We start from the raw sequence: 22,965 nt of genomic DNA, 5'->3' as shown, positions 1-22,965 counted from the left end.
CCTGCAAGTGGGGTAGCCATGAGGATTGTCTTTGCCGGTACGCCGGAATTCGCGGTGTCATCGCTGCGCGCGGCTGCGCGCCATCATGAGGTCGTGGCCGTCTACACCCAGCCTGATCGTCCGGCCGGGCGTGGCCGTGGCCTGGCGCCGTCGCCGGTCAAGCTCGAAGCGGTGGCCCGTGGCATTCCGGTCTACCAGCCCGAGTCGCTGAAGGACGAGGCGGCCCAGCAGCAGCTTCGCGACCTGCAGCCGGACCTGATGGTGGTGGTGGCCTACGGCCTGATCCTGCCCAAGGCGGTGCTGGCCATTCCGACCCACGGCTGCTGGAACGTGCACGCCTCGCTGCTGCCGCGCTGGCGCGGTGCCGCGCCGATCCAGCGTGCGATCCAGGCCGGTGACGCAAAGACCGGTGTGTGCCTGATGCAGATGGAGGCCGGCCTGGATACCGGCCCGGTGCTGCTGCACCAGGAGCTGCCGATCGCCGCCACCGATACCGGTGGCCAGCTGCACGACAAGCTGGCGGAACTGGGCGCGCAGGTGCTGTCCGATGGTCTGGGCCTGCTGCGGGCCGGCATCAAGCCGATCGCGCGGCCGCAGCCGGAACAGGGCGTGACCTACGCGCACAAGCTGGACAAGGCCGAAGCGAAGCTGGACTGGGCGCAGGACGCGGGCGCGCTGGCGCGCACCGTGCGCGCGTTCAATCCGTGGCCGATCGCCGAGGCGACGCTGGCCGGCGAACGCGTGCGCATCCATGGCGCGGTGGCGCTGGAGGCGGACCACGGCCAGGCACCGGGTACGGTGCTGGCCGCCAGCCGTGATGGCATCGACATCGCCTGTGGCCAAGGCGCATTGCGCCTGCGCGTGCTGCAGCGTGAAGGCGGCAAGGCGATCACCGCCGCCGATTACCTCAACGCTCGCCGCGACCTGCGCGTGGGAGCGTAAGCGGTGTCGAAGCAGAACGATTTCTCCGTCGCCAAGGCGGCACCGGGCGCGGCCACACGCATGCTGGCCGCACGTGTACTGGCACAGGTGTTCACCCGTGGCCGTTCGTTGAAGGCTGAACTGGCCTGGGCGCTGCCGAAGCTGGCCGACAGCCGCGACCGCGCGCTGCTGGAAGCCCTGTGTTTTGCCGTCCTGCGCCGTCGCAGCACCTACGACGCCGCGCTGCAGTCGTGGATGCAGAAGCCGTTGTCGGAGCGTGACGCCGATCTGCGCACGCTGCTGATGGTCGGCTTCGCGCAGCTGGACGTGCTGGAGCTGCCGGCGCATGCGGCGTTGTCGGCCACGGTCGATGCGGCGCGCGCGCTGGGTCGTGAGCGCCAGGCAGGCCTGGTCAACGCGATCCTGCGCCGTGCGCAGCGCGAAGGTTTCCCCGAGCAGCCCGCACGCGACGCCTTCCCGGAATGGCTGGCCGATGCGATTGAGCGCGATTGGCCGGCGCAGGCCGAGGCGATCTTCAACGCCAGCCTTCAGCCGGCACCGTTGTGGCTGCGTGCGAACCGCCAGCACGGTGGCCGTGACAAGGCACTGGCCGCGCTGGCCGAGGCGGGTATTGCCGCCGAAGCCAGTGCGCTCTGCGCCGATGCGTTGCGCCTGGCGGCTCCCGTTGCCGTGAACCAGCTGCCCGGCTTTGCCGACGGTGCGCTGTCGGTGCAGGACCTCTCGGCGCAATGCGCGGCCGATGCGCTGGCACCGGCGGCCGGTGCACGCGTGCTGGATGCCTGTGCGGCGCCTGGCGGCAAGTCGGCGCACCTGCTTGAGCGTGACCCCAGCCTGCGCTTGCTGGCGCTGGATATCGACGCGCGACGGCTGGCCCGTGCACGCGACACCTACACGCGTACCGGGGTGGGGGAGCATGCACAGACGCTGGTTGCTGATGCCAGTGACCCCGGGTCATGGTGGGATGGCGTGCCGTTCGACGCGATCCTGCTGGATGCACCTTGTTCAGCCACCGGTGTGATCCGTCGTCAGCCGGATGTGATGTTCCACCGCCGTGCCGAAGACATCGATGCGCTGGTCGGTGTGCAGGCGCGCCTGCTGGAAGCCTGCTGGTCGATGCTGCGCCCAGGCGGCGTGCTGCTGTATGCGACCTGCTCGATCCTGCGTGCCGAGAACATCGATCAGGTACGCGCGTTCCTGAAGTGGCATCCGGACGCCGTGGCGCAGCCGTTGGGCGACGCATTCGGCGTGGATTGCGAAGGTGTGGCACGCCAGCGACTGCCGGGCGACAACGATGCTGACGGTTTCTTCTATGCGCGTCTGATAAAAGCAGCCTGACCTCTGCTGCCGTTTCGAGTCCCATGCTGAAAACCCACGCGTCGCGCCAGACGTGGTTGTTCGTGGTGATGGCCCTGCTGGTGCTGGGGGCCGGTCTGGGCCTCCGTGATCCATGGCCTTCGGACGAGCCGCGTTTCGCGCTGGTGGCCAAGCAGATGGTCGACAGCGGTTACTGGTTGTTCCCGCATCGCGGCACCGAGCTGTATTCGGACAAGCCGCCGATGCTGATGTGGTGGCAGGCCACGCTGTACGGCGTGATCGGCCACTGGCGGGTGGCCTTCCTGCTGCCGTCGCTGCTGGCGGCGCTGGGTACGCTGTGGTGCGTGGTCGATCTCGGCCGCCGGTTGTGGACGCGGCAGGTAGGGCTGTACGCGGGATGGGCGCTGCTGTTCGCGTTGCAGTTCACTTTCCAGGCGAAGAAGGCGCAGATCGACCCGCTGCTGGTGTTGTTCATCACCCTGGCCAACTATGGCCTGCTGCGCCACCTGCTGCTTGGGCCAGCCTGGCGCTGGTGGTGGCTGGGTTGGTTCTTCGCCGGAATCGGGGTGATCACCAAGGGTGTGGGCATGCTCGCCCTGCTGATGATCGTGCCGGCGGCCATCGCCTCGGCCCTGCACTGGCCGCGTGTGTCCCTGCATGCGCGCGATGGGCGTTTCTGGCTGGCGCCACTGGCGTTCCTGCTGGCGGTATCGTTGTGGCTGGTACCGATGCTGCTGGCCGGACTGGGCACCGGCTCGGACGAGTACCGTGCCTACATCAGCGACATCCTGTTCCGGCAGACGGCGCGCCGCTATACGCATTCCTGGGATCATCACCAGCCGTGGTGGTACTTCTTCGGCGTAATGCCGTCGATGTGGATCCCGGCGTTCCTGGCCTTGCCGTGGGCTATTCCAGCTTGGCGCAGGCGCCTGCGCCGACGTGACCCACGCTACCTGCTGCCGCTGGCCTGGTGTTTGCTGCTCGTGCTGTTCTTCTCCATTCCCGATGGCAAGCGCGACGTCTACATCCTGCCAGCGTTGCCGATGTTCTGCCTGGCACTTGCGCCCCTGTTGCCTGGATTGATGAAGCGGCGCGACGTGCAGGGCCTGCTGTGGGGTTTCACCGCAGTGCTGGCGTCGGCCCTGACCCTGGTCGGGGCGCTTGCGCTGCTGGGTGATCCGCACTTCGAAGTGAATCTCACCCGTGGTCGTGGGTTGCCACCTGGCGCGACCGACGCGCTGGCCTGGGCGATCCTGGCGATGGGACTCTGGGGTGGGCTGGGCCTGATGGTGGCAGGACGCTGTCGCAGCCACCTGGCGTTGGTCTCGACCCTGACCGCAGCCTGGGTGTTGTACGGCCTGGTCGGCTACCCGCTGCTGAATGATTCAAGCTCCGCGCGTGGATTGATGCGCGACGTCGGCGCACGCCTCGCGCCGGATGCGGAGCTGGGGCTGGTGGCCTGGAAGGAGCAGAACCTGCTGATGGCCGACAGGCCGGCGGCCACGTTTGGATTCGAGAACCGCTGGCATGAGCAGCTGCAGGCGGCCGTGCGCTGGCAGCGGCTGGACCCCGGACGACGTTGGCTGCTGGTGAACGACGATGCCATGCAGGGCTGCATTGATCGTTCACGGGCGGAGATGGCAGGCATTTCCAACCGGCGGCGCTGGTGGCTGGTTCCTGCGGCGGTCGTAAGGGGCACCTGCGCGCCCACGGTGGCGGAACTGGAACGCGAGTACCTGCTGCAGGGGCCACCGGATGAGGACTGAACGAATGAGCGACGAACATGACGGCTCTGCGACAATCGAAGGCTCGCTCTGCCCTAGAATGAGCGCCGCTCCCGGCACCGTGCCGGTCTCCCGCCACCGACCCGCCGACCGTACCACGTGATCCCGCTTTCTCCGTCTACTTCCCGCACGTCGGGCTTCCTGGCCGGTGCCTATACGGTGGCGCTGGGGGCATTGCCGACGCTGTTGATGCTCACCATGGAAGGCGGCAGCGCAGGCTTCTATCTGGTGATCCTGTTGTCGCTGATCCTGCTGCTGATGCCCTCGGCATCGCCGGCCCTGCTGCCGGGCGCCGTTCGTCGCTATGCGTGGATGGGCATCGGCATGGGCGTGATGCTGGTGGGTGTTCTGGTCAGCCTGGGTGTGCATGGCATCTGGAAAGGGTCGGAGGTCGAAAAAGCGGCGCGCCTGCTGTCGATGCTGTTGATCCTGTTCGCGGCGCTGCGGGTGCCACGCAGGATCCTTGGGCGCGCCCTGTTGGGAACCCTGCCCGCAGTGTGGTCGGCAGCGGTGATCATTGGCTGGCTGGCGCTGGAAACCGGCGCGCGGCCTGCCACCCAGCAGTTCAACGCGGTGACCTACGGTGACCTGACCCTGTTGTTTGGTGTGTTGAGCCTGGTGTCACTGGGTCTGCCGGTGACCCGCTTTACCCGCATCGAGGCGACGCTGAAGCTGCTGACCGGCATCCTGGGCCTGGTTGCCTTCCTGTGGACGCAGACCCGCGGTGGCCTGCTGGCGATTCCCTGTTTCCTGCTGATCGGCCTGCTGGTGATGGGGCGTCGGCTTGGCCGCATGAAGATCCTGCTGGGCCTGGTACTTGCAGCGGGCGTAGGCATTGTCGCCACCCATGATGGCGCGCTGCGCGACCGCATCGATGCCGGCGTGAACGAGTATGGTGATTGCAGTGCGGACCACCTGGCCGATACGTCGGTCTGCATCCGCCTGCAGTTGTGGAGCGCGGCGGGCCACATGATCCGTGAGCAACCAGTGTTCGGTGTCGGCGGCGGCAACCGCTTCCGCCAGGAACTGGAACGGCTTGCCGAACAGGGCAAGGTCTCGACGATGGTCGCGCGTGATTTCGGCGAGACCCACAACGACCTGCTGTACTTCCTGGCCACCTACGGTGTGCTGGGCGGGCTGGGGCTGGTGCTGGTGTACCTGGCGCCCGCGCTGGTGTTCCTGCCACGCCTGTGGCGTGGCGACGAGCGATCGCGGTTGCATGCCGCTGCAGGGTTGAGCATCTGCGTGGCCTTCGCCGTCTTCGGCGTTACCGAAATGATGCTGCGTGACATGCGCACCGCGTCGTTCTATGCCGCCTGGGTCGCGCTGCTGCTGGCGCTGTCCGAGCCTCGCCGCCCCGATCAGCGCGAGCCCAGCGCCGCTTCGTAGCTGGCCAGGGTCGCATCGGCGAAGGTCTGCAGGCCGAACGCGGCTTCTGCATGGCGGCGGGCGGCCATGCCCATTGCCGCCAGGGCCTGGCGCTGTTCGTACATCGCCTGCAACTGCGCCGCGATGGCGGCCACGTCACGGGTGGGTACGACCCAGCCGTCGACGCCCTGCTGGATGTTCTCCGGAAGACCGGCATAGTCGCTGACCAGCATCGGCCTGGCGCTGGCCATCATTTCGCGGCAGGCGAAGGAGATCGTTTCGATGTCGTTGGACAGCACGAAGCCGACGTCGCCGGCGGCGATCAGCGGGCGCGTATCGGCCAGCAGGCCGGTGAAGTGCACCTGCGCTGCGGCCTCGCCGAGCGCCTGCACCTGTTCGCGCTGCTGTGCGTTGGGCAGGTGGCCGGCCACCGCCATGTGCACGTGTGGGCGGATGGCATCGGGCAGCAGGGCGATGGCCTGCGCCAGGTCGATCCAGCCCTTGTAGTCGTCAGTGCCGGCATTGCTGACCAGCACCAGGTCATCCGGATCCTGGGTCCATTGCTGCCGCATTGCCTGCCCCGCGTCGGCGGCCATCGGTGCAAAACGGGCCAGGTCGACGCCGTTGCGGACCACGTCGATCGGACAGCGGCGGTATGGGCCCTGCTCCAGCAGCCGCCCGGTATGGGCCGATACCGCGATCACGCGATCGGTGGCCCAGCGCGCACGGAAGGCATTGCCCAGGGTGTTGGTCGGCTTGCTGTTGTGCTTGGTGAGGATGATCGGCGGCCGGCGCATGCCGAGCAGGCTCTGCATCACGAAGCGGTGATCGCGTGCGCCGTTGACGTGGACCAGGTCGATGCCCTCGTCCCGCACCAGGCGGCGCAACGCGCGCTGTTCGGCCAGCTGCTGCGGCAAGGTCGGCAGGCCACTGCCGAAGGCCATCGGCAGGGCGGTCGCGATGCCCTCTTCGGCAACGGTGCGCAGCAGGCGGCTGTCGGCGGGGGCAGCGACATGGAGCGTGTGCTGGCCATGCAGGGCCAGCGCCAGGGACACGATGTACGTGGTGTGGCCGCCACCGTCGCCGTAGTGGAAGTTGGTGTACAGGATTTTCATGGGGGATCTTCGGGCAACGCGTGGTCAGTGTGACACAGCCGGCTCAGGACCGTTCCGCAGGTGCGACCGGGTCGGCCACTGCCTGGCCGTTGCCCAGCATCCACAGCATGATGGTCTTCTGCCGCACGTAGTTGGCGCGCACATAGGCGTAGACCAGGCCGTGCCAGCCATCGCGGAAGCCGCCGCGGAACAGGAAGCCGCGCCAGAACCGCCAGGCCGGGGCCAGCACCAGCTTGCCCAGCGTGGCCCGCTTGCCGCGCGCGAACTCGTGCTCGGCCATCATCCGCGCGTACTTCTCGGTCTTGGCCAGCTGCTGCTGCAATGACCGGTACGGGTAATGGATCAGGTCGCCGCGGAGGGTGCCCACACTGCCGTCGACACTGGCCGCCTCGTGGATCTCGCGCTTGCCGCGCCAGCCGCCCTGGCGGCGGTCGAACAGGCGCATTACCCGGTCCGGGTAGGCATTGCCGTGGCGCAGGAACTTGCCGAAATACTCCGACAGGCGGGCGAAGCGGAAGCCAGCGTGGCCGCTGAAGCCGCCGTCACGGGCCTGTTCGATGGCCGTGCGCAGCTCCGGGCTGATGCGCTCGTCGGCATCCAGGCACAGCACCCAATCGTGGCTGGCCTGCTCGACGCAGAATGCCTTCTGGCTGCGGAAACCCTCGAACGCGCGCTGGAGCACCCGGGCGCCGGCGGCCTCGGCGATGGCCACCGTGGCATCGGTGGAATACGAGTCCACCACCACGATCTCATCGCAGAAGGCCAGCGAGGCCAGGCAGTCGCCGATGCGCCCAGCCTCGTTGAACGCGATAATGCACGCCGAGATGCGAGGCCGTTCGATGGGAGCGGTCGTGGAGGACATGATGGCCGGGTACCTGTTGTTTGCGACGGAGCGCTATGCGCTGCCTATTCTCGCCCCGTTGGCGCAGGCCTTGCACGCCTCCGGGCAGGACGTCGCTGCCTGGTTCGAGGATGGCGCGGCCGGCAGCAGCCTGCCGGGGGTGCCCAACGTCGGCCTGAAGCAGGCCCTGGCGATGCGCCCGCGGGCCGTGTTCAGCGCCGCCAACTGGGTGCCGACCTTCCTGTCCGGGGCCAAGGTGCAGCTGTTCCATGGCTTCAATGTGGAGAAGCGGGACAGTGCGCGCGGCCACTTCCGGGTGCGTGGCATGTTCGACCTGTACTGCACGCAGGGGCCGGCCACGACCGCACCATTCCGCGAGATCGCTGCCCTGCAGGGCCATTTCGCGGTGGCCGAGACCGGCTGGCCGAAGCTGGACCCGCTGTTCCGCGACGATGGTGGCGAGAGCGCCGCGCTGCGAGCGGCGGCAGGTGGGCGTCCGGTGATCCTGTTTGGCTCGACCTTCACCGAGCGGCTCAGCGCCGCTCCGCACCTGCATGCGCAGATCGCCGCCGATATCGCCGCAGGTGGCCACTACTGGCTGCTGACCCTGCACCCCAAGTGCCCGCCCGAACTGTTCGAGCGCTACCGCGCGCTGGCCGGTGCCAATGCCCGTTTCATCGAGCCGGAACAGGTCATGGCCGCGCAGCGTTCCGCCGACGTGCTGGTCTCGGATACCTCATCGATCGTCTCGGAGTTCATCGTCCAGCACAAGCCGGTGGTGACCTTCCGCAACCGCGTGCCGAAGGCGCACATGATCGACTTCGACGACCCGGCGCAGCTGCCGGCGATGCTGCAGCGCGCGTTGCATCCGGACGCCGCGCTGCAGGCGGAGATCGTGCGCTATGCCGATGCCATCCACCCCTACCGTGATGGCCGTTCCAGCGAACGGGTGATCGCCGCGACCGAGGATTTCCTGTCCGGTGAAATGGGCGCGCTGCGGCGCAAGCCGTTCGGCAGCTGGGTGCGCGATCTGCAGATCCGCAAGGACCTCGGCTACTGGGGGCCGTCGCAGCGGTGACGTAGGTCCTGTAGAGCCGAGCCCATGCTCGGCTGCGGCAAGCCGAGCATGGGCTCGGCTCTACGGTAGATCCACGCCATGCGTGGATGGCGGTTCAATGATCGGCCGCGCTACCAGCGCAGCTTGCGCCGTGCCAGCGCTGCGGCCAGCTGCTCCATCACCTGCTGGGCCTGTGCCTGCGGCAGATGGTGCAGGGTCAGTGCCACATCGCCATGCGCGCCGGCGGTATCCAGCTGCAGGCTGCTGGTGCCGAGCAGCTTGTCCAGCGGTGAGCGCTGCAGGCGCAGGCCCTGCACCTTGTCCAGCTCGGCCCAGCGCCACCAACGCTTCCACCAGCCGCCGCGCACCGCCACGTAGTGGTCGTCCAGGTACCAGCCCATGCGTGCCATCTGCCGGTGCGCGACCAGCAACGCTACCGGCAACCAGGCCAATACCACCAACCCCCACGTTTCCCAGCGCCAGTACGCGGCTGCCGCCAACAGCGGTACCACCACCAGTGCGCCCAGGCACAGCCGCCACCAGCCGCGCTGCGGAATGGACTGCCACTGCGCCGGTGGCCATTGCAACTGTGGCAGCAGGTGCCGCACCAGCTGCTCGCAACGCGTACTTGACGCCAGGGGTGCCAGTTCGCGCAGGGCACGGTCCTCATCGCGCGAGGGCCCGCCAGCGGCGCTGTCGATGCGCAGCTGGCGCAGCCCGAACCAGCGCTGCAAAGTACTTTCGCGCAGCGTCCAGGCCTGGATGCGGCGGCGCGCCACGCTGCTGCGGGTGCGGCTGAGCAGACCGGCCGAAACGGTCAGGCGGCGATCCTGCTCGCTGAGGGTGAAGCCGTGGTAGCGCAGCAGGGTCAGCACCACCGACAGCATGCGCAGTGCCAGCCAGCCCAGCAGCAGTGCGGCAGCCAGCAGCAGGAACGCGCCGGCCATGCCGGGGTGCAGATGGCTGGCGTAGCCGAAGGCTTCTCGGCCACCACGCTGGATGGCATCGTCCATCACCGGCCGTGGCACGGTCTGGAACAGCACGCCGAATGCGGCCACCGCCAGCGCCCAACCGCGGTTGGAGAGCAGGCCCATGCGCACCACATCCCAACCGGACAGGCGCAGCAGCACATGTTCGCGGTCGGCGTTGGCAATGGGCGGCGCATCAACGGCGTCAGCGGCCTGAGGCGCCTGCCCACGCTGGCGCACCAGCCGTTCCAGCGCCAGTGCCTGATCCAGCTTCAGTACCCGCATCTCGGCTTCCGGACGCACGCCGCCGGCCGATTCCAGGCGCAGTTCGGCCACGCCGAACAGGCGGTGCAGCGGGTTCTGCCGCACTTCCACGTTGTGGATGCGGGCGAACGGGATCTCGCGGCGGTTGCGTGCCAGCAGGCCACTGCGCACGGTGATCGCATCGCTGCCGATGCGGTAGCGGTAGCTGAGGTACTGCAGCACCGATACCAGCACCAGTGCTGCGATCGCCGACAGCGGGATCAGCTGCGCCCACATCGGGTCGCGGTCGCCGCGCTGGCCGAACACCAGCAGCGCAACCAGCGGCAGGAAGTAGTGGCGCAGCTGCATCAGCAGCACGAACAGCCATGACCAGGGGTGCAGGCGGTGATCCTCGCCACCGGCGGGCAGCGATGCAGGCAGGGGCGGCGGCAGGCTCACAGGGCGTCGGCGTCCTGGTCGAGCTGATGGGACAGGGTGTCGCGCAGGCGCTCGGCGTCGGCCTCGTCCAGGCCGCTCACGGTCACTGCGCTCATGCGGGTACCGGCGGTGTGCACGATCAGTGTGGCCAGGCCAGCGCGTCGCTCCAACGGGCCCCGACGCAGGTCCAGGTGCTGTACGCGCGAAATGGGAATGCGCGTCTCCAGTTGCCACATCAGGTCGCGGCGCAGGCCCAGGCCCTGTGCGTCCAGCCGCCAGCGGGTGCGGGTCAGGCGCCGGCGGCCCAGCCACGCACCGAAAACGATGCCGATCAGCAGCCCAAGGGCGGCAGTCCACAGGCCGCCGGGCAGATCAAAGAACCATGCGGCCGCGGCCAGTGGCAGCCCCGGCACGAAAAGACCACCGAAAGCGCCTTCCAGTGCAGCGAGACGGGCGGCGCGTTGCGGCAGCGACTGCCAGGCATCGGTGGGCGGAGAGGTCAGGGGAACGTCGGTCACGCGGGCTCCGTCAGGCGGCAGGGCAGGCGGTGGCGGCCGTGGCCGCACCGCGCAGACGGTAGCAGGTCGGCTGCGTTACTGGGCAGCCTGGATCAGCGCGTCCACATCCAGCATGTGGCCGGCACGATCGGCCTTGGTGCGCAGGTAGTGTTCGTTCTCGGCGGTGATCTCGCCGGTGACCGGAATGCAGTCCAGTACCTCGATGCCGGCATTGCGCAGCCGCTGTGCCTTGGTCGGGTTGTTGCTGAGCAGGGCCACGCGCGAAATGCCCAGGCCATGCAGCATCGCCACCGCGCTGCCGTAGCGGCGCTCGTCGGCGCCGAAGCCCAGCTGTGCGTCGGCGTCGATGGTGTCCAGGCCGTCATGCTGGTAGCCATAGGCGCGCATCTTTGCGGCAATGCCGGTGCCGCGGCCTTCCTGGTCCAGGTACAGCAGCACGCCGCCGCCCAGTTCCTTCAGCTTGCGCAGGCCACGCCGCAGCTGGTCGCCGCAGTCGCACTTGAGCGAGCCGAACAGGTCACCGGTCAGGCACGAGGAGTGCACGCGCACCGGCACCACGGCCGACAGGTCCGGGTCACCGACGATGATCGCGACCTGGTCGCGCTGGGCCACGCCACCGCGGAACACCGCGAAGGTGGTCATGCCGACATCGCGCAGCGGTACTGGCGAACGTGCCACCAGTTCGTAATCGTGGGCCGCATGGGCCGCGCCTTCGGCGAGGTCGCACAGGGCCACTTCGGCAGCACCGTCGAAGGTGCGGTCATCGGCGTCCAGGCGCACCGCCACCATCGCCGGCAGCAACAGGCCGAGGCGGGCCAGTTCCACGGCGCCGGCATCGAAGGCGTCACCGGCGCTCCAGCCGTCCGGCATCGGGCCGGGTTCGCGCAGGTAGCCCAGCGAGGGCAGGGCATCGAAGGCAACGCCGGCCAGCGGCAGGCGCGCGCCCTCAGGTGCCTCCACGCCGAGTACGCGGGCGCGGGTGGCGGTCAGGAACAGGTAGTGGCGTTCGCACGCGGCGCTGGCGAAGGCGGCGAAGCTGCTGGCGGTGGCGCTGTCCAGCGCGATTACCGCCAGGCGCTGGCCCTGGCCATCGTGGAGCAGGACCGGGCGACCGGCGCGCAGTTCGGCAACCGCGCGTTCGCAGCGGATCGCGGCCGGATCGCCGAACAGGGAAGAAGCAGCAGGCATGGCAGGACCGGGGGAGGCGGACATCGCAGTCTCTATGGGGGCGCCGGCGTCGTATTCAACGTGCTGCGGCCGCCGGTCGCAGGGACCCGGCGGGCGTCAGTGCGGGTGTTCCTCAGTCGCGTACGGGTCTTCCTCGCCGCTGCCCGGTGGCCGCAGCGTATAGCGCTTGTAGGTCCACTGGTACTGCGCCGGATCACGGCGGGCGATGCGCTCGATGCCGGCATTGAGGGCGGTGGCGGCTACCTGCGGGTCCGGGTCGGCCACGGCCGGGTCGGTCGGCTCGATGTGCAGGGCGAATTCCATGTCCGGTCCGATGCGCTCGCACCAGCCATACAGCACGGTGGCGCCGGTGCGCTCGGCCAGGCGGTTGACCAGGGTCATGGTCAGCGCCTGCACGCCGAAGAACGGCACGAACACGCCGTCGCCGGCCTTGGGCTGCTGGTCGGGCAGGATGCCGGTGGCACCGCCGTCCTTGAGCACCTTGAACAGCTGGCGCACGGCCGGACCTTCGGCGCGCACCTGCTGCACGTTCTGGCCGCCCCGCACCAGCTGCAGGAAGGCATCGCTGGCCTCGTCCTCCGGCGGTTTGTAGACGATGGCGATCTGCCCGCGCGAGGCCAGCCACTGGTTCAGCAGCTCCCAGTTGCCGAAGTGCGGCGCGGCCACGATCACGCCCTTGCCGCTGGCCAGGGCTGCGTCGTACAGGGCCTCGCCATGGCGCTGCTTCAGATGCAGGCGCAGGTTGTCGGCCGGCCTCTGGCTCCACAGGCGCAGGGTCTCGATGGCCTGCAGCGCGGTGGAGCGCAGCAGATCGCGGTGCAGGCGGTCGCGTGCAGCGCCGTCCAGCTCCGGGTAGGCCAGTTCCAGGTTGCGCCGGGTGACGCGGCTCTCACGGGCGTTGAGATTGATCCACGCCCACGCCAGGGCGCGCGCGAACCCCCGCAGCAGTGGCCAGGGCAGGCGAGCGAACAGGGTGGTGGCGCGATAGACCAGCCGGGCTTTGCGTTGCGGATTCATCGGCGCCAGTTTAGCCAAGGGCGCTGCTATCGTGGCCGGCCCCGTTCATTGGAAGCCCACGATGCTCGTCCTGATCCAGCGTGTCAGCCAGGCCGCCGTCCATGTCGATGACGAGGCGGTGGGGCAGATCGGCCCGGGCCTGCTGGCGCTGGTGGGCATGGAGCCGGGCGATACCGAGGCCCAGCTGCACCGCATGGCCGAGCGCCTGCTGGGCTACCGGGTGTTCGCCGACGAGGCCGGAAAAATGAACCGGTCGCTGCGCGACACCGGTGGTGGGCTGCTGCTGGTCAGCCAGTTCACTCTGGCGGCCGACACCCGATCGGGCATGCGGCCCAGCTTCACCAGCGCCGCGCCGCCGGACGAGGCTGAACGCGGGTTCAATCGTTTTGTCGAGATCTGTCGTGAAAATCACGCGCCAGGGGTGGAAACGGGTCGATTTGGTGCCCATATGGTCGTCAGCCTGGTCAATGACGGTCCCGTGACCTTCCTTCTCAGGCCCTAGGCCGCCGGGACCACCGCCCGGCAGGCCGGGCCCCGGGCTGGTATAATGCTACGTTCCCTATTTCTCCCTAGCCGGTGGCGCGAGCACTACATGGCCAACGAACGTCCTGCCCAATCCGAAATCAAGCAACTGATCAGCAAGGGCCTGGAACAGGGCTACCTGACCTACGCCGAAGTCAATGACCATCTGCCGGACGACATGGTCGACCCGGAACAGATCGAAGACATCATCGGCATGATCAACGGCATGGGCATTGATGTCCATGAAGTTGCGCCGGATGTGGAAACCCTGCTTCTCAACGACGGCAACACCGGCAACCGCGAAGTCGATGACACCGCGGCCGAAGAAGCCGCCGCCGCGCTGAGCGCGCTCGACACCGAAGGTGGCCGTACCACCGACCCGGTGCGCATGTACATGCGCGAAATGGGCACCGTCGAGCTGCTGACCCGCGAAGGCGAAATCGCCATCGCCAAGCGCATCGAGGAAGGCCTTTCGCAGGTCCAGGCTGCCCTGGGCCAGTTCCCGGTCTCGGTCGAGTCGCTGCTGACCGACTACGAAGCCCACAAGGAAGGCAAGAAGCGCCTGGCCGAAGTGATCGTCGGCTTCAACGACCTGGCCGACGAAGTGCCTGCGCCCGCCGCTGTCGTTTCCGATGATGGCGATGATGCCGACGCCGAAGCCGACGAGGACGAGGACGATGATGTCGAGGGTGGCGAGGAAGAAGCCGCACCGACCGGTCCGGACCCGGAGGAGGTCGCTGCGCGCATGCAGGCGCTGAGCGATGCCTTCAATGCCTTCAAGAAGGCGGCGACCAAGGGCGACAAGAAGAACCTGCCGCGCCTGCGCGAAGAGATGTCGGCGGTGTTCGTCACCCTGAAGCTGCCGCTGCCGCTGACCGATGTGCTGACCAAGCAGCTGCGCGACACCATGGCGTCGATCAAGGCCCATGAGCGCCGCGTGCTGAACCTGGCCACCGTCACCGCCCGCATGCCGCGCAAGGACTTCATCCGCTCCTGGGAAGGCAACCAGACCAACCTGGAGTGGGTGGAAGACGCACTGAAGCGCAAGCAGAAGTGGTCGTCGGCCCTGCGCGAAGTGAAGGACCAGATCATCGCCGAACAGCAGGCGACGATCGACATCGAGAAGCTGACCCAGCTGGACCTGGAAGAGCTGAAGGAAATCAGCCGTGCCATGGCCTACGGTGAAGCCAAGGCGCGCAAGGCCAAGAAGGAAATGGTCGAGGCCAACCTGCGCCTGGTGATCTCGATCGCCAAGAAGTACACCAACCGCGGCCTGCAGTTCCTCGACCTGATCCAGGAAGGCAACATCGGCCTGATGAAGGCCGTGGATAAGTTCGAGTACCGCCGTGGTTACAAGTTCTCGACCTATGCCACCTGGTGGATCCGCCAGGCGATCACCCGCTCGATTGCCGACCAGGCACGCACCATCCGTATTCCGGTGCACATGATCGAGACGATCAACAAGTTGAACCGCATTTCCCGCCAGATGCTCCAGCAGTACGGCCGCGAGGCTACGCCGGAGGAGCTGGCCAAGGAAATGGACATGCCGGAAGACAAGATCCGCAAGGTGATGAAGATCGCCAAGGAGCCGATCTCGATGGAAACCCCGATCGGCGACGACGAGGATTCCCATCTGGGCGACTTCATCGAGGACACCAACGTGGAGTCCCCGATCGAGAACACCACCAACATCAACTTGTCTGAAACCGTGCGCGACGTGCTGGCCGGCCTCACCCCGAGGGAAGCCAAGGTGCTGCGCATGCGCTTCGGCATCGACATGAACACCGACCACACGCTGGAAGAGGTCGGCAAGCAGTTCGACGTGACCCGCGAGCGCATCCGCCAGATCGAAGCGAAGGCCCTGCGCAAGCTGCGTCACCCGAGCCGCTCGGAGCAGCTGCGCAGCTTCCTGGATATCGATTGACGGGTATCCGCTGCATATGAAGCATCCGACAGACCCCGCGGAAGCGGGGTCTGTTTTTTTTTGCCTGCGGTCTCGTCCGCGTTGCACGCGACGGGATAGGATGCGTGTCCTGTTTTCGCACTGGTCAATGGAATGCCGATGAAACTGCCGATCTTGCTGCTCTCGCTGTCACCGCTGGTTGCCTGGGCGGATATTCCACAACCACCGGCATGCAATGCCGAGAGTTTCTTCAGCAGCCAGTTCGACTATGCCGTGGGTCGCGTGGTCGACGCCGGGCAGGTGCTGCTGCTGGGCGAGGCAGAAGGCTGCCTGGACGAGGAACGGGAGGGGTGCCGCAGTGGCGAGGAGATGGAACCGGGGACCGGCCTGGTGATCGGCGACAGCTGGAACAACTACTACTGCGTGAAAGCACGTTCGCCGAGCAAGGAAGTGGTGGGCTGGGCGCCGGAGTCGCGCGTGATGAAAACGAGCAACTACTACGAGACCAGCTTGACCAGCTGGGTCGCCCATTGGGAACGCAGTGACGGAAATGCCATCGACATCGCGGCCAAGGGGGACGCATTCGAGCTGAGCACGCAGGAGGGCGGCGAGGGGGCGGCACCGCGGGTCCTGGGCCGCGCTGCACCGGAGGAGGACGAAGACGTACTGCATCTGCGCCAGGGTGACTGCACGACACGCGTACTGCTGCGCGGCGCCGACCTGGTGGTGGCTGACAACGGACAGTGTGGCGAGCACGAGCGCCGCCTGCGCGGTGAGTACCACAACCGTGCGCCGTTGGATCGGTTGATGCAGCGCCTGGGGCAGTAGTGGCGCGCAGTGGAAACCCTTTGCCGGCCTCACTACACTGTGAGGCTGCGCCGGGCCTATAGCTCAACGGTTAGAGCAGGGGACTCATAATCCCTTGGTTTCAGGTTCGAATCCTGATGGGCCCACCACATCGCTGTCCAACGAAGTCCAGTGACGAAGCCCCGATGGCGTCTGGCTGGTGCATCAGGGGGCGCCAGGGGCAGCACCTTGCGGCGATGCCCCTTCATTGAAGGGCCCTCAGGATCGCGGCAGATTCTCGATGGGACCAACGCGACCGGGCGGGGGCGGCTGACAGTTGCCGAAGCACCCGCCACCACCGGGGAACCAGCCGCCGATCCCGCCACCACCGCCAGTGCCACCTCCGCCACCGCCACCGCCAGACGGCGGTGTCGAGGCGAAGCTGTCTTCAGTGCCGCCTGACTCTTCTGCCGACTTCCCGCACGGCTTGCTGACGGTGATCATGCTTGAGCCGGTCATCATCATGATTTTCGTCTTGTACATGACGTTGCCGACGAAGGACGTGTTGCGCCATGCATCGGCACCGAAGGTCCTTTCAGCGGTCTCATCCAGTTTCTTCAGGAATGCCCGGTTGGGTGCCTCTGCGGACGAGGCACCGGCTTGCTTGGCCGCCGCAATATCCGTCAGGTCGACCGATATCGAGAACGGGAGCATTGGAAGAACGGTGCAGGCCAGAGCAACACCGGTAATGGTGAAAGCTGCGGTGGCCAGGGCGAATTTACTTACAGGTTTCATTGCCATCCTTGCGAGTTGTCAACGGGGAACGGGCGGTAATCGGGAACGAACGGGTTGCCCGTTCTTCCCTGGTAGAGCTGGTTGAAGGTAGCGTTCAGGCGAAGCGCTTCGGCCTCCCCCTGCATCCGCTCCTCGATGGTGAGTGGCGCAGAGAACATGATTTCCCTGCCAAGCGCAGCGGAAGGGTCTGCGCGCATCTCCAGGACACGCGAAACCGCGTATGCGTTGATGTTTCCCGCTCGACCGGTGGATGCGAAATGTGTCGCAAGCAACTGCAACGCAAAGTAGTTGCCGTCCACGGCGGACGACATCATCTGGTCCAGGGCCGCTCGATCGGGGAGCCTTCTCGAGTCCAGGATCGTGCGGGCAAGCTTGTCGCCGTTATTGGCGGCCTGTTCCAGCAACGCATCCGGCGCGCTGGAGTAGGAAGCCCACTGCGCGGTATTCGGATAGCCGTGTTCGTCCAGCCAGCGTTGCTCCTCGCGGCTACGCCCATCAAAGGGATCATCGTCCTTGGGCTCCATGGCATCGCGATTCTGCGGAACACCGGGAAACAGCATGCTCGTGCTGTTGGCAGGCCGTAACGCGGGTGACGCCGCCGAAGGTGTCGGCGCGGCGGGATTCTCGCGCGGTCCTCCCGCCTGTCCAACCTTCGGTGCTGCTTGCGAGGCCTGTGGCGTGGGGCGAAGGAGGAGAAAGGCGGCTACTGCTCCCGTGGCGAGTACGGCAACGATGAGTGCTGCAGCGAATTTCTGCGATGAACTTCTGTATTCCATGAGGGTGGTGCAGTTTCCTTGCGATGAACACTGAGTCTGGTACGCGACGCAACAACGTTGGAGTTGCTCGCGCAACTGAAACGGAGTGCACGCAGGTCGCCGGTGATGGATTCGATCCCGTGTGCACATCTGCATCGCCCGCATAGAACGGAAAAGTGGTGCGGCCTCCCCCAGTCCTCTGTGGTCTGTATTCATTTCTTGTTTACGTTCTGGTCCGGCACACGCTTCGGGCCCGGTGCCGGGCGACCCGTTGCACATCAACGACTACGGGTCACTAACAGAGCTGCGGGAACCGCCACAAGCCTATTGGAAGGAGTCCCGCGCCTTTGTTTCGGCGCAGGGACTCCGCTTGCTGGAACCTCCCGGCTGAGGCCCGCTCAGCCGCAGACAGCGCAACACCGTCCATCGCCGCCCCCTGTGTCGAATGACACATGCCCAACCATTTCTGCTGGCGAGAAGATGACGGCATCCCGAAGTGGAGTGATCTGATGCCTGGGACGCTCAGTCGTCGCACCTTCCTGGCCAGTGCCGCTGCCGTTCCAGCGGCCGCGCTCATGCCGGCGGGCATTGCTACCGGGAAGACATATGCAGTCCTTACTGAGAGCTTGATCGAGACGGAACGGGATGCAATCCGCTCCGCCATGAAAGGCAGCGACATCGGTGCCGCTGCCGTCTGCCTGGTCGAAGACGGGCAGGTGCGCTGGGCCGAGGGCTTCGGGTACGCATCGGGCGACGGTAGTGCAGCAGTAGACGCCAGTACGATGTTCAGCATCCAGTCCACCTCGAAGAATTTCGCGGCGGTGGCGGTGCTGTTGGCCGTGCAGGACGGCATCCTTGAGCTGGACGCGCCCATTACCCACCATCTGCCGTCGTTCACGGTGCGCAGCCGCTTTGAGCATTCACCGCAGGAGCACATCACGCTGCGCCTGCTGCTCGCCAACCGTGCTGGATTCACGCACGAGGCGCCGCTGGGCAACAACTACGAACCGGCGTCACCGGGCTTTGATGCGCATGTCCGAAGCATCTCCCAGACATGGCTGCGCTTTCCGGTAGGTACGCGCTACCGCTATTCCAACCTGGGCTTCGACCTTTCAGGCCATGTCCTTGAACAGGCTGCGGGTGTCGATTACCCGCAGTGGCTGCGGCGTCGGATCTTCGAGCCGCTGGGAATGCGCGACAGTACGGCCGATGCGTCGGTCTACCTGGCAAGCAAGGGTCGGGCACTGGGAACCCAGGAGGGCTATGCGCAGGTGCCGTCAGTGACACCGCTGGTGGTGTCGGGAGGCGTCTGGACCAGTGCTGCCGACATGGCGAAGTATCTTGGCTTCATGCTTGCTGGCGGTAAGGCAGGCACGCAGCAACTGCTCGCACCTCATCTCTGGGACGAGATGCATGGCTTCGGCCTGGGTGGCGACTACGGGCTAGGTGTGATGCGCAGCGAGCGCCGCTACGGCAGCACACCGGTACGGCTGCTGCACCACCGCGGTGGCGGCTTCGGATTCGGTTGCGTTTTCACGTACTGCCCGCAGGCGCAGGTGGGTTTCGCTGCAATGTTCAACCGTGCGACGTCCGCAGGGTACGGCTTCGGCGAGCGTCTGCTCGATCGACTGTTGTCGGCGCGTTTCGGACCACGGCAGCCCCGCGTGCCGGTATCGTCGCTGGCGCCGATCCGATTGAACCAGAGCCAGCTGCAGCGGATGGCGGGAAACTGGATTGGTCGCAGCGCCAAAGCGAAGATTGTGGCTGCCGAAAATGGTGAATTGCTGTTGCGTCGAGAGGCCAGTGAAGCGGGTACCCGGCTTGCGGCCATCGACGGCGATCAACTGTTTACCGAAGGCGCCGATGGAGAGGTTGCGACGTACCGTTACCATGCGGCAACGGACATGCTGCCTGCGCATCTGGAATGTACGAACGGGGAAGATGGCCTGGACCAGAACGACACCATGGAGATGCCTGCCGGGCCGAATACCCTCCATTGGCACCCCTGGTTGGGTCGCTATCGCATCGACCAATGGGGCAAGCCGTCAATGTCCGTTGTGCTGGAGCAACGACAGGGCTGGCTGTACATCGATGGCATCCGCCTGGTTGCTGAAGTGGAGCCTGGCCTGTTGTTCACCAGCGATGGCGAAGCCGTGGACTTCCGTGGCCTCCAGCCGACGTGGCGCAACCTGCGCTTGCAGCGCGTCCGCAATGCGGACGCTGGCTGATGCCTGCGTGGCGTTGGGTCAGGCGCGCCGCCCCCGGCCGTCAATGCTGTAGCGCCCGGCGCCTGTGCAGGCCAGCAGCAGGAAGCCACCGGCCAGCCCAAGGTTCTTCAGGAACATGATCTGCTGGGTCTGGTCGGCGAAGTTGTGGTGGAAGATGAAGGCGGTGACCAGGCTGAAACCCACCAGCACCACCGACACCAGCCGGGTCTGGAAGCCGAGCAGGATGCATAGTCCGCTGCCGATCTCGAAGGCGATGGTGGGCCAGAGCAGGAGGCCGGGCACGCCCATGGCTTCCATGTAGCCCTGGGTGCCGTTGAGATCACCGAGCTTGCCCAGGCCGGAGACCAGGAACAGCGCCATCAGCAGGATGCGTGCAAGCAGGTAAGCGAGCGAGTGGGATGCGTGGCTCACGTCGGTGTCCTCGGAGATGGCCGTCGAGGGTGATCGGAGCCCACCGGCGGTGAAGCCTGTGTCTACGCGAGGCGCAAGGCGCCTTGACAGCTGGCGGTTCGCAGGAGACCTTTCTCCCATGACGATTGATATTGAATCGCTCAGCCTTCGGGAGCTGGGCGCCTTGGTGGTTGCCGCTGAACAGCGGAAACAGCTGATTTCCAGCCGCCGTCCGGCCAGTGCGGTGCGACGGATGCTGAAAGCCGCCGCGGCCGAAGCCGGCTACACCCTCGAAGAACTCTTCGGTGGGGAAGCCTCGGAAACACCTGCGCCTGCCCGCAAATCCGCCCGCCGTAAATCCGGCAAAGTCGCGCCCAAGTATCGCGACCCGGAATACAAGCGCCTGACCTGGACCGGTCGCGGGCGCATGCCGCGCTGGTTGGCGTCCAAGGTGTCGATGGGCCACAAGGCCACCGATTTCCTGATTCCTGGCTTGGCCAGGCCGACCGCTGGCAAGACCAGCACCATCGGCAAGCGGACCGTCATCAAGAAGGGATGAGGCTGCGGCACTGCTACCCTGCCCGGGTCTTTCAACCGAGGAGCACGGGATGGCACACGAGGGTGGCATGACGATCACGCCGAAAGTCCTGTACACAGCTGCAGGCGCGGCCGTGCTGGTCAGCCTGCTGGCCTGGGCGGTGGAATGGAGCGGAATGGCCTATGTCTGCCCATACTGCCGCGTGCAGCGCACGGTCATCGGCGTGCTGGGTGTGCTGACGCTGTTCGCGCGACCGGGCGGGCTCATCGTGCCGTGGTTGTCGTACACCGCGGGCGGCTTCGCGTTCGTGGTCGCGGCGATGCAGCACTTCAACGGCTGGAAGCGTATTTCCGCCGGAGATTTCAGCTTCAACGCGCAGTGGTACATCGATCCATGGCTGCTGTCAGGCTGCGCGATGCTGATCCTGGTGGCACAGCTGATGCTGGTGCAGGCTGCGTGTCGGCGCAGTCTGCGCTGATGCCTCTGCCCACGGGGCGTAGCCTCAGGCGTTCTGGAATACCGCCAGCTGCGCGGCGAACGCGCGCTGGTACGCCGGTCGTTGCGTTGCGCGTGCCACATAGGCGACCACCTGCGGGTGCTCGTCTAGGAGGCCGCTGCTTTTCAGGCGTAGCAGCACCGAGACCATCATCAGGTCGCCGGCGCTGAATTCGCCCTCCAGCCACGACGCCGAGCCCAACCAGGCGGACAGTTGTGACAGCCGCGTACGCACGCGCTCTTCAAGCATCGGCAGACGCTGCGCATACCAGGGCTGCTCGCGCTCCAGTACCCAGGCCATGGAGCGTTCGACGATGGGCGGCTCCACCGTGTTCAGCGCGGCAAACATCCACATGATCGCGCGCATGCGTGCAGCCGGATCGGCTGGCAGCAGGCCGGGGTGTTGCTCGGCCAGGTGCAGCACGATCGCGCCGGATTCGAACAGGAGCCGGCCGCCGTCCTGCCAGGTGGGAATCTGCCCGAAGGGACTGCGCGCCAGGTGCGCGGGCTGCTTCATCTCGGTGAAGCTGAGCAGCTGCACATCATAGGGCACAGCCAGTTCCTCCAGCGCCCAGCGTACGCGCATGTCGCGGGCCAGGCCTTGGCCACGGTCGGGGGAGGTGGCGAAGGCGGTGAGGATGGGAGGCATGGGAACAGTCCGCGCGGTCAAGGAAGGTTTGATGATCTGACGAGCGAGTGTGCCGAAAATCGACAGGGGCGGTGCCCTCCACGTCGCCTGCACGTGATCTGCACGCAGGCACTGTCCTGGATCGATCAGTCTGCCGGGGTCATCCGCAGAGACAGGTAGCAGGAATGAATACCCCGGGAAACCGAAGCCTAGTTGGCGCCAGAGAAACGTGCTGATGGGAGTGCTCGCCGCAGTCCTGGTGATCGTGGTGATCATCCTCTTCATACCTTGGTGAGTTGCCCAGGATCGCTCGATGTGATCCACGCGCCACTGTGACGTGAAGCAGTCAGTGCGGGTTGGGTGAAGTGATGTGCGTATCAATCGTTGCTCACCTGCGAACTACACGAGCATGTCCAGAGTGGATCCGCAGGCAGCGCAGTCGAGGCTGCTTTTCTCCCCCGAAACGACGATACAGGAGCAACGCCATGAGCACCCAGTCCACCATCGAACATCGCCTCAACGACCTGATCGAGATCGCCCGTGACGGCAAGTCGTTCTATGAAGAAGCCGCGACCAAGGTGAAGGACGCCGAGCTTTCGGCCCTGTTCACTCGCATTGCCGGCGTCAAGGGCCGCATCGTGGCCGCATTGAGTGGCTCGGTTGCAGCCAGCGGTGGCAAGCCTGCCGAGCATGGCACCGTGGTCGGCTCGATGCAGCAGTTCTACGGCAAGGTCCGCGCCGCGTTCGGCGATACCAACTACGGCTATGTGGCCGAGTTGGAGGAATCCGAAGACCGCCTGCTGGGTGCGTTCAAGGACGTGCTGAAGGACAACGAGCTGCCGCCGTCAGTGCGTCAGGAAGTGACCCAGCTGCTGCCGGAAGTGCAGGAATGCCACAACGTGATGCGCGCGCGCAAGCATGCGATGAAGGCGGCTTGATGATCATCGGCGGCCCACTCCCCGGGGTCGCCGCGGCCGGGGCGGCATCGCTGCCCCGGTCACCCTGAACCGGTCGCTGCTACACTCTGACCGGTTCCGCACGGTCAACGATGGACACCATGAACAACGGGAACGGTCCGCAGACAGTTCGCTGAGCCGCAACAACGAAGCAGACGTTGTTGCGGTGCCCATCC

The 22,965-nt window shown here is 66.4% G+C and carries 22 protein-coding genes and 1 tRNA gene; 13 read left to right on the top strand and 10 right to left on the bottom strand.

Annotated features, from left to right (window positions below):
* Positions 1–18 precede the first annotated feature (18 nt).
* The 4 genes from fmt to FQS62_RS19675 all read left to right on the top strand — a co-directional run bounded on the left by fmt (position 19) and on the right by FQS62_RS19675 (position 5,429).
* Positions 19–942, top strand: coding sequence for a methionyl-tRNA formyltransferase (fmt, locus tag FQS62_RS19690; protein ID WP_049451463.1), 924 nt, complete (start codon positions 19–21; stop codon positions 940–942).
* Between the two features lie 3 nt (positions 943–945).
* On the top strand, positions 946–2,277 hold the full coding sequence (gene rsmB / locus FQS62_RS19685; protein ID WP_208042961.1) for a 16S rRNA (cytosine(967)-C(5))-methyltransferase RsmB: 1,332 nt from the start codon (positions 946–948) through the stop codon (positions 2,275–2,277).
* Between the two features lie 23 nt (positions 2,278–2,300).
* On the top strand, positions 2,301–4,022 hold the full coding sequence (locus tag FQS62_RS19680; RefSeq protein WP_099589671.1) for an ArnT family glycosyltransferase: 1,722 nt from the start codon (positions 2,301–2,303) through the stop codon (positions 4,020–4,022).
* A gap of 117 nt (positions 4,023–4,139) precedes the next feature.
* Positions 4,140–5,429, top strand: coding sequence for an O-antigen ligase family protein (locus FQS62_RS19675; RefSeq protein ID WP_049449051.1), 1,290 nt, complete (start codon positions 4,140–4,142; stop codon positions 5,427–5,429).
* Here FQS62_RS19675 and FQS62_RS19670 read toward each other — a convergent pair.
* Both FQS62_RS19670 and FQS62_RS19665 read right to left on the bottom strand, forming a co-directional pair.
* The gene (locus tag FQS62_RS19670; RefSeq protein ID WP_208043881.1) at positions 5,402–6,523 is read right to left on the bottom strand and encodes a glycosyltransferase family 4 protein; all 1,122 of its coding nucleotides are present in this window, start codon (positions 6,521–6,523) and stop codon (positions 5,402–5,404) included. The two genes, FQS62_RS19675 and FQS62_RS19670, sit on opposite strands and share 28 nt — an antisense overlap.
* 43 nt (positions 6,524–6,566) lie before the next feature.
* Positions 6,567–7,385 (bottom strand): glycosyltransferase family 2 protein, encoded by an 819-nt coding sequence (locus FQS62_RS19665; protein ID WP_049449054.1) that lies wholly within the window; start codon positions 7,383–7,385, stop codon positions 6,567–6,569.
* On the opposite strand from FQS62_RS19665, the gene FQS62_RS19660 reads away from it, so the two are divergent.
* Entirely contained in the window at positions 7,384–8,442 is a 1,059-nt protein-coding gene (locus tag FQS62_RS19660; protein ID WP_164158454.1) for a CDP-glycerol glycerophosphotransferase family protein, read from the top strand. The genes FQS62_RS19665 and FQS62_RS19660 overlap by 2 nt on opposite strands.
* A 110-nt stretch (positions 8,443–8,552) precedes the next feature.
* Here the strand turns inward: FQS62_RS19660 and FQS62_RS19655 are convergent, their stop codons facing one another.
* From FQS62_RS19655 to FQS62_RS19640, 4 genes are all read right to left on the bottom strand, one after another.
* Positions 8,553–10,091 carry a PH domain-containing protein gene (locus FQS62_RS19655; RefSeq protein ID WP_208043880.1) on the bottom strand — a complete coding sequence of 513 codons (1,539 nt, stop codon included), beginning with the start codon at positions 10,089–10,091 and terminating at the stop codon, positions 8,553–8,555.
* A complete protein-coding gene (locus tag FQS62_RS19650; RefSeq protein WP_088480054.1) occupies positions 10,088–10,588 on the bottom strand; it encodes a PH domain-containing protein in 501 nt (166 codons plus the stop codon). The genes FQS62_RS19655 and FQS62_RS19650 overlap by 4 nt, the downstream gene beginning before the upstream one ends.
* Before the next feature lie 75 nt (positions 10,589–10,663).
* The gene (gene ribA / locus FQS62_RS19645; RefSeq protein ID WP_100442894.1) at positions 10,664–11,800 is read right to left on the bottom strand and encodes a GTP cyclohydrolase II RibA; all 1,137 of its coding nucleotides are present in this window, start codon (positions 11,798–11,800) and stop codon (positions 10,664–10,666) included.
* A 72-nt stretch (positions 11,801–11,872) separates the two neighbouring features.
* A complete protein-coding gene (locus FQS62_RS19640) occupies positions 11,873–12,793 on the bottom strand; it encodes a lauroyl acyltransferase (protein WP_049449060.1) in 921 nt (306 codons plus the stop codon).
* A 61-nt stretch (positions 12,794–12,854) separates the two neighbouring features.
* Between FQS62_RS19640 and dtd the strand changes: the two genes are divergently transcribed.
* The 4 genes from dtd to FQS62_RS19620 all read left to right on the top strand — a co-directional run bounded on the left by dtd (position 12,855) and on the right by FQS62_RS19620 (position 16,174).
* Complete coding sequence (dtd, locus tag FQS62_RS19635; protein WP_049449062.1) at positions 12,855–13,295, top strand: D-aminoacyl-tRNA deacylase; 441 nt, start codon at positions 12,855–12,857, stop codon at positions 13,293–13,295.
* A 90-nt stretch (positions 13,296–13,385) separates the two neighbouring features.
* The gene (gene rpoD, locus FQS62_RS19630; protein WP_049449065.1) at positions 13,386–15,239 is read left to right on the top strand and encodes an RNA polymerase sigma factor RpoD; all 1,854 of its coding nucleotides are present in this window, start codon (positions 13,386–13,388) and stop codon (positions 15,237–15,239) included.
* Positions 15,240–15,377: 138 nt separating this feature from the next.
* Positions 15,378–16,046 (top strand): hypothetical protein, encoded by a 669-nt coding sequence (locus tag FQS62_RS19625; RefSeq protein WP_099589675.1) that lies wholly within the window; start codon positions 15,378–15,380, stop codon positions 16,044–16,046.
* Positions 16,047–16,098: 52 nt separating this feature from the next.
* A tRNA-Ile gene (locus tag FQS62_RS19620) sits at positions 16,099–16,174 on the top strand.
* Between the two features lie 109 nt (positions 16,175–16,283).
* On the opposite strand, the gene FQS62_RS19615 is transcribed toward FQS62_RS19620, so the two are convergent.
* Positions 16,284–16,799, bottom strand: coding sequence for a hypothetical protein (locus tag FQS62_RS19615; protein WP_208043879.1), 516 nt, complete (start codon positions 16,797–16,799; stop codon positions 16,284–16,286).
* Positions 16,796–17,359, bottom strand: coding sequence for a hypothetical protein (locus FQS62_RS19610; RefSeq protein ID WP_049451464.1), 564 nt, complete (start codon positions 17,357–17,359; stop codon positions 16,796–16,798). The genes FQS62_RS19615 and FQS62_RS19610 overlap by 4 nt, the downstream gene beginning before the upstream one ends.
* Positions 17,360–18,006: 647 nt before the next feature.
* Between FQS62_RS19610 and FQS62_RS19605 the strand changes: the two genes are divergently transcribed.
* On the top strand, positions 18,007–19,782 hold the full coding sequence (locus FQS62_RS19605) for a serine hydrolase domain-containing protein (RefSeq protein ID WP_226053608.1): 1,776 nt from the start codon (positions 18,007–18,009) through the stop codon (positions 19,780–19,782).
* A gap of 18 nt (positions 19,783–19,800) precedes the next feature.
* Here FQS62_RS19605 and FQS62_RS19600 read toward each other — a convergent pair whose 3' ends face one another.
* Positions 19,801–20,193 carry a DoxX family protein gene (locus FQS62_RS19600; protein ID WP_049449072.1) on the bottom strand — a complete coding sequence of 131 codons (393 nt, stop codon included), beginning with the start codon at positions 20,191–20,193 and terminating at the stop codon, positions 19,801–19,803.
* Between the two features lie 118 nt (positions 20,194–20,311).
* Here FQS62_RS19600 and FQS62_RS19595 point away from each other — a divergent pair, with 118 nt between their 5' ends.
* Positions 20,312–20,731 carry an H-NS histone family protein gene (locus FQS62_RS19595; RefSeq protein WP_006395620.1) on the top strand — a complete coding sequence of 140 codons (420 nt, stop codon included), beginning with the start codon at positions 20,312–20,314 and terminating at the stop codon, positions 20,729–20,731.
* 49 nt (positions 20,732–20,780) lie between these two features.
* Positions 20,781–21,188, top strand: a complete 408-nt coding sequence (locus FQS62_RS19590) for a hypothetical protein (protein ID WP_049449077.1) — start codon at positions 20,781–20,783, stop codon at positions 21,186–21,188.
* 24 nt (positions 21,189–21,212) lie between these two features.
* Here FQS62_RS19590 and FQS62_RS19585 read toward each other — a convergent pair whose 3' ends face one another.
* Positions 21,213–21,854: a glutathione S-transferase family protein gene (locus tag FQS62_RS19585; protein ID WP_049449079.1), complete on the bottom strand. Its 642-nt coding sequence runs from the start codon at positions 21,852–21,854 to the stop codon at positions 21,213–21,215.
* A gap of 464 nt (positions 21,855–22,318) precedes the next feature.
* On the opposite strand from FQS62_RS19585, the gene FQS62_RS19580 reads away from it, so the two are divergent.
* Complete coding sequence (locus FQS62_RS19580; protein ID WP_208043878.1) at positions 22,319–22,771, top strand: PA2169 family four-helix-bundle protein; 453 nt, start codon at positions 22,319–22,321, stop codon at positions 22,769–22,771.
* The last annotated feature ends 194 nt before the right edge of the window (positions 22,772–22,965 follow it).

The sequence above is a fragment of the Stenotrophomonas sp. SBJS02 genome (assembly GCF_020428325.2).
GTDB classification, from domain to species: domain Bacteria; phylum Pseudomonadota; class Gammaproteobacteria; order Xanthomonadales; family Xanthomonadaceae; genus Stenotrophomonas; species Stenotrophomonas africana.
The sequence above is the reverse complement of the archived record's forward strand: the minus strand, read 5'-3'. Positions and strand labels throughout refer to the sequence as shown.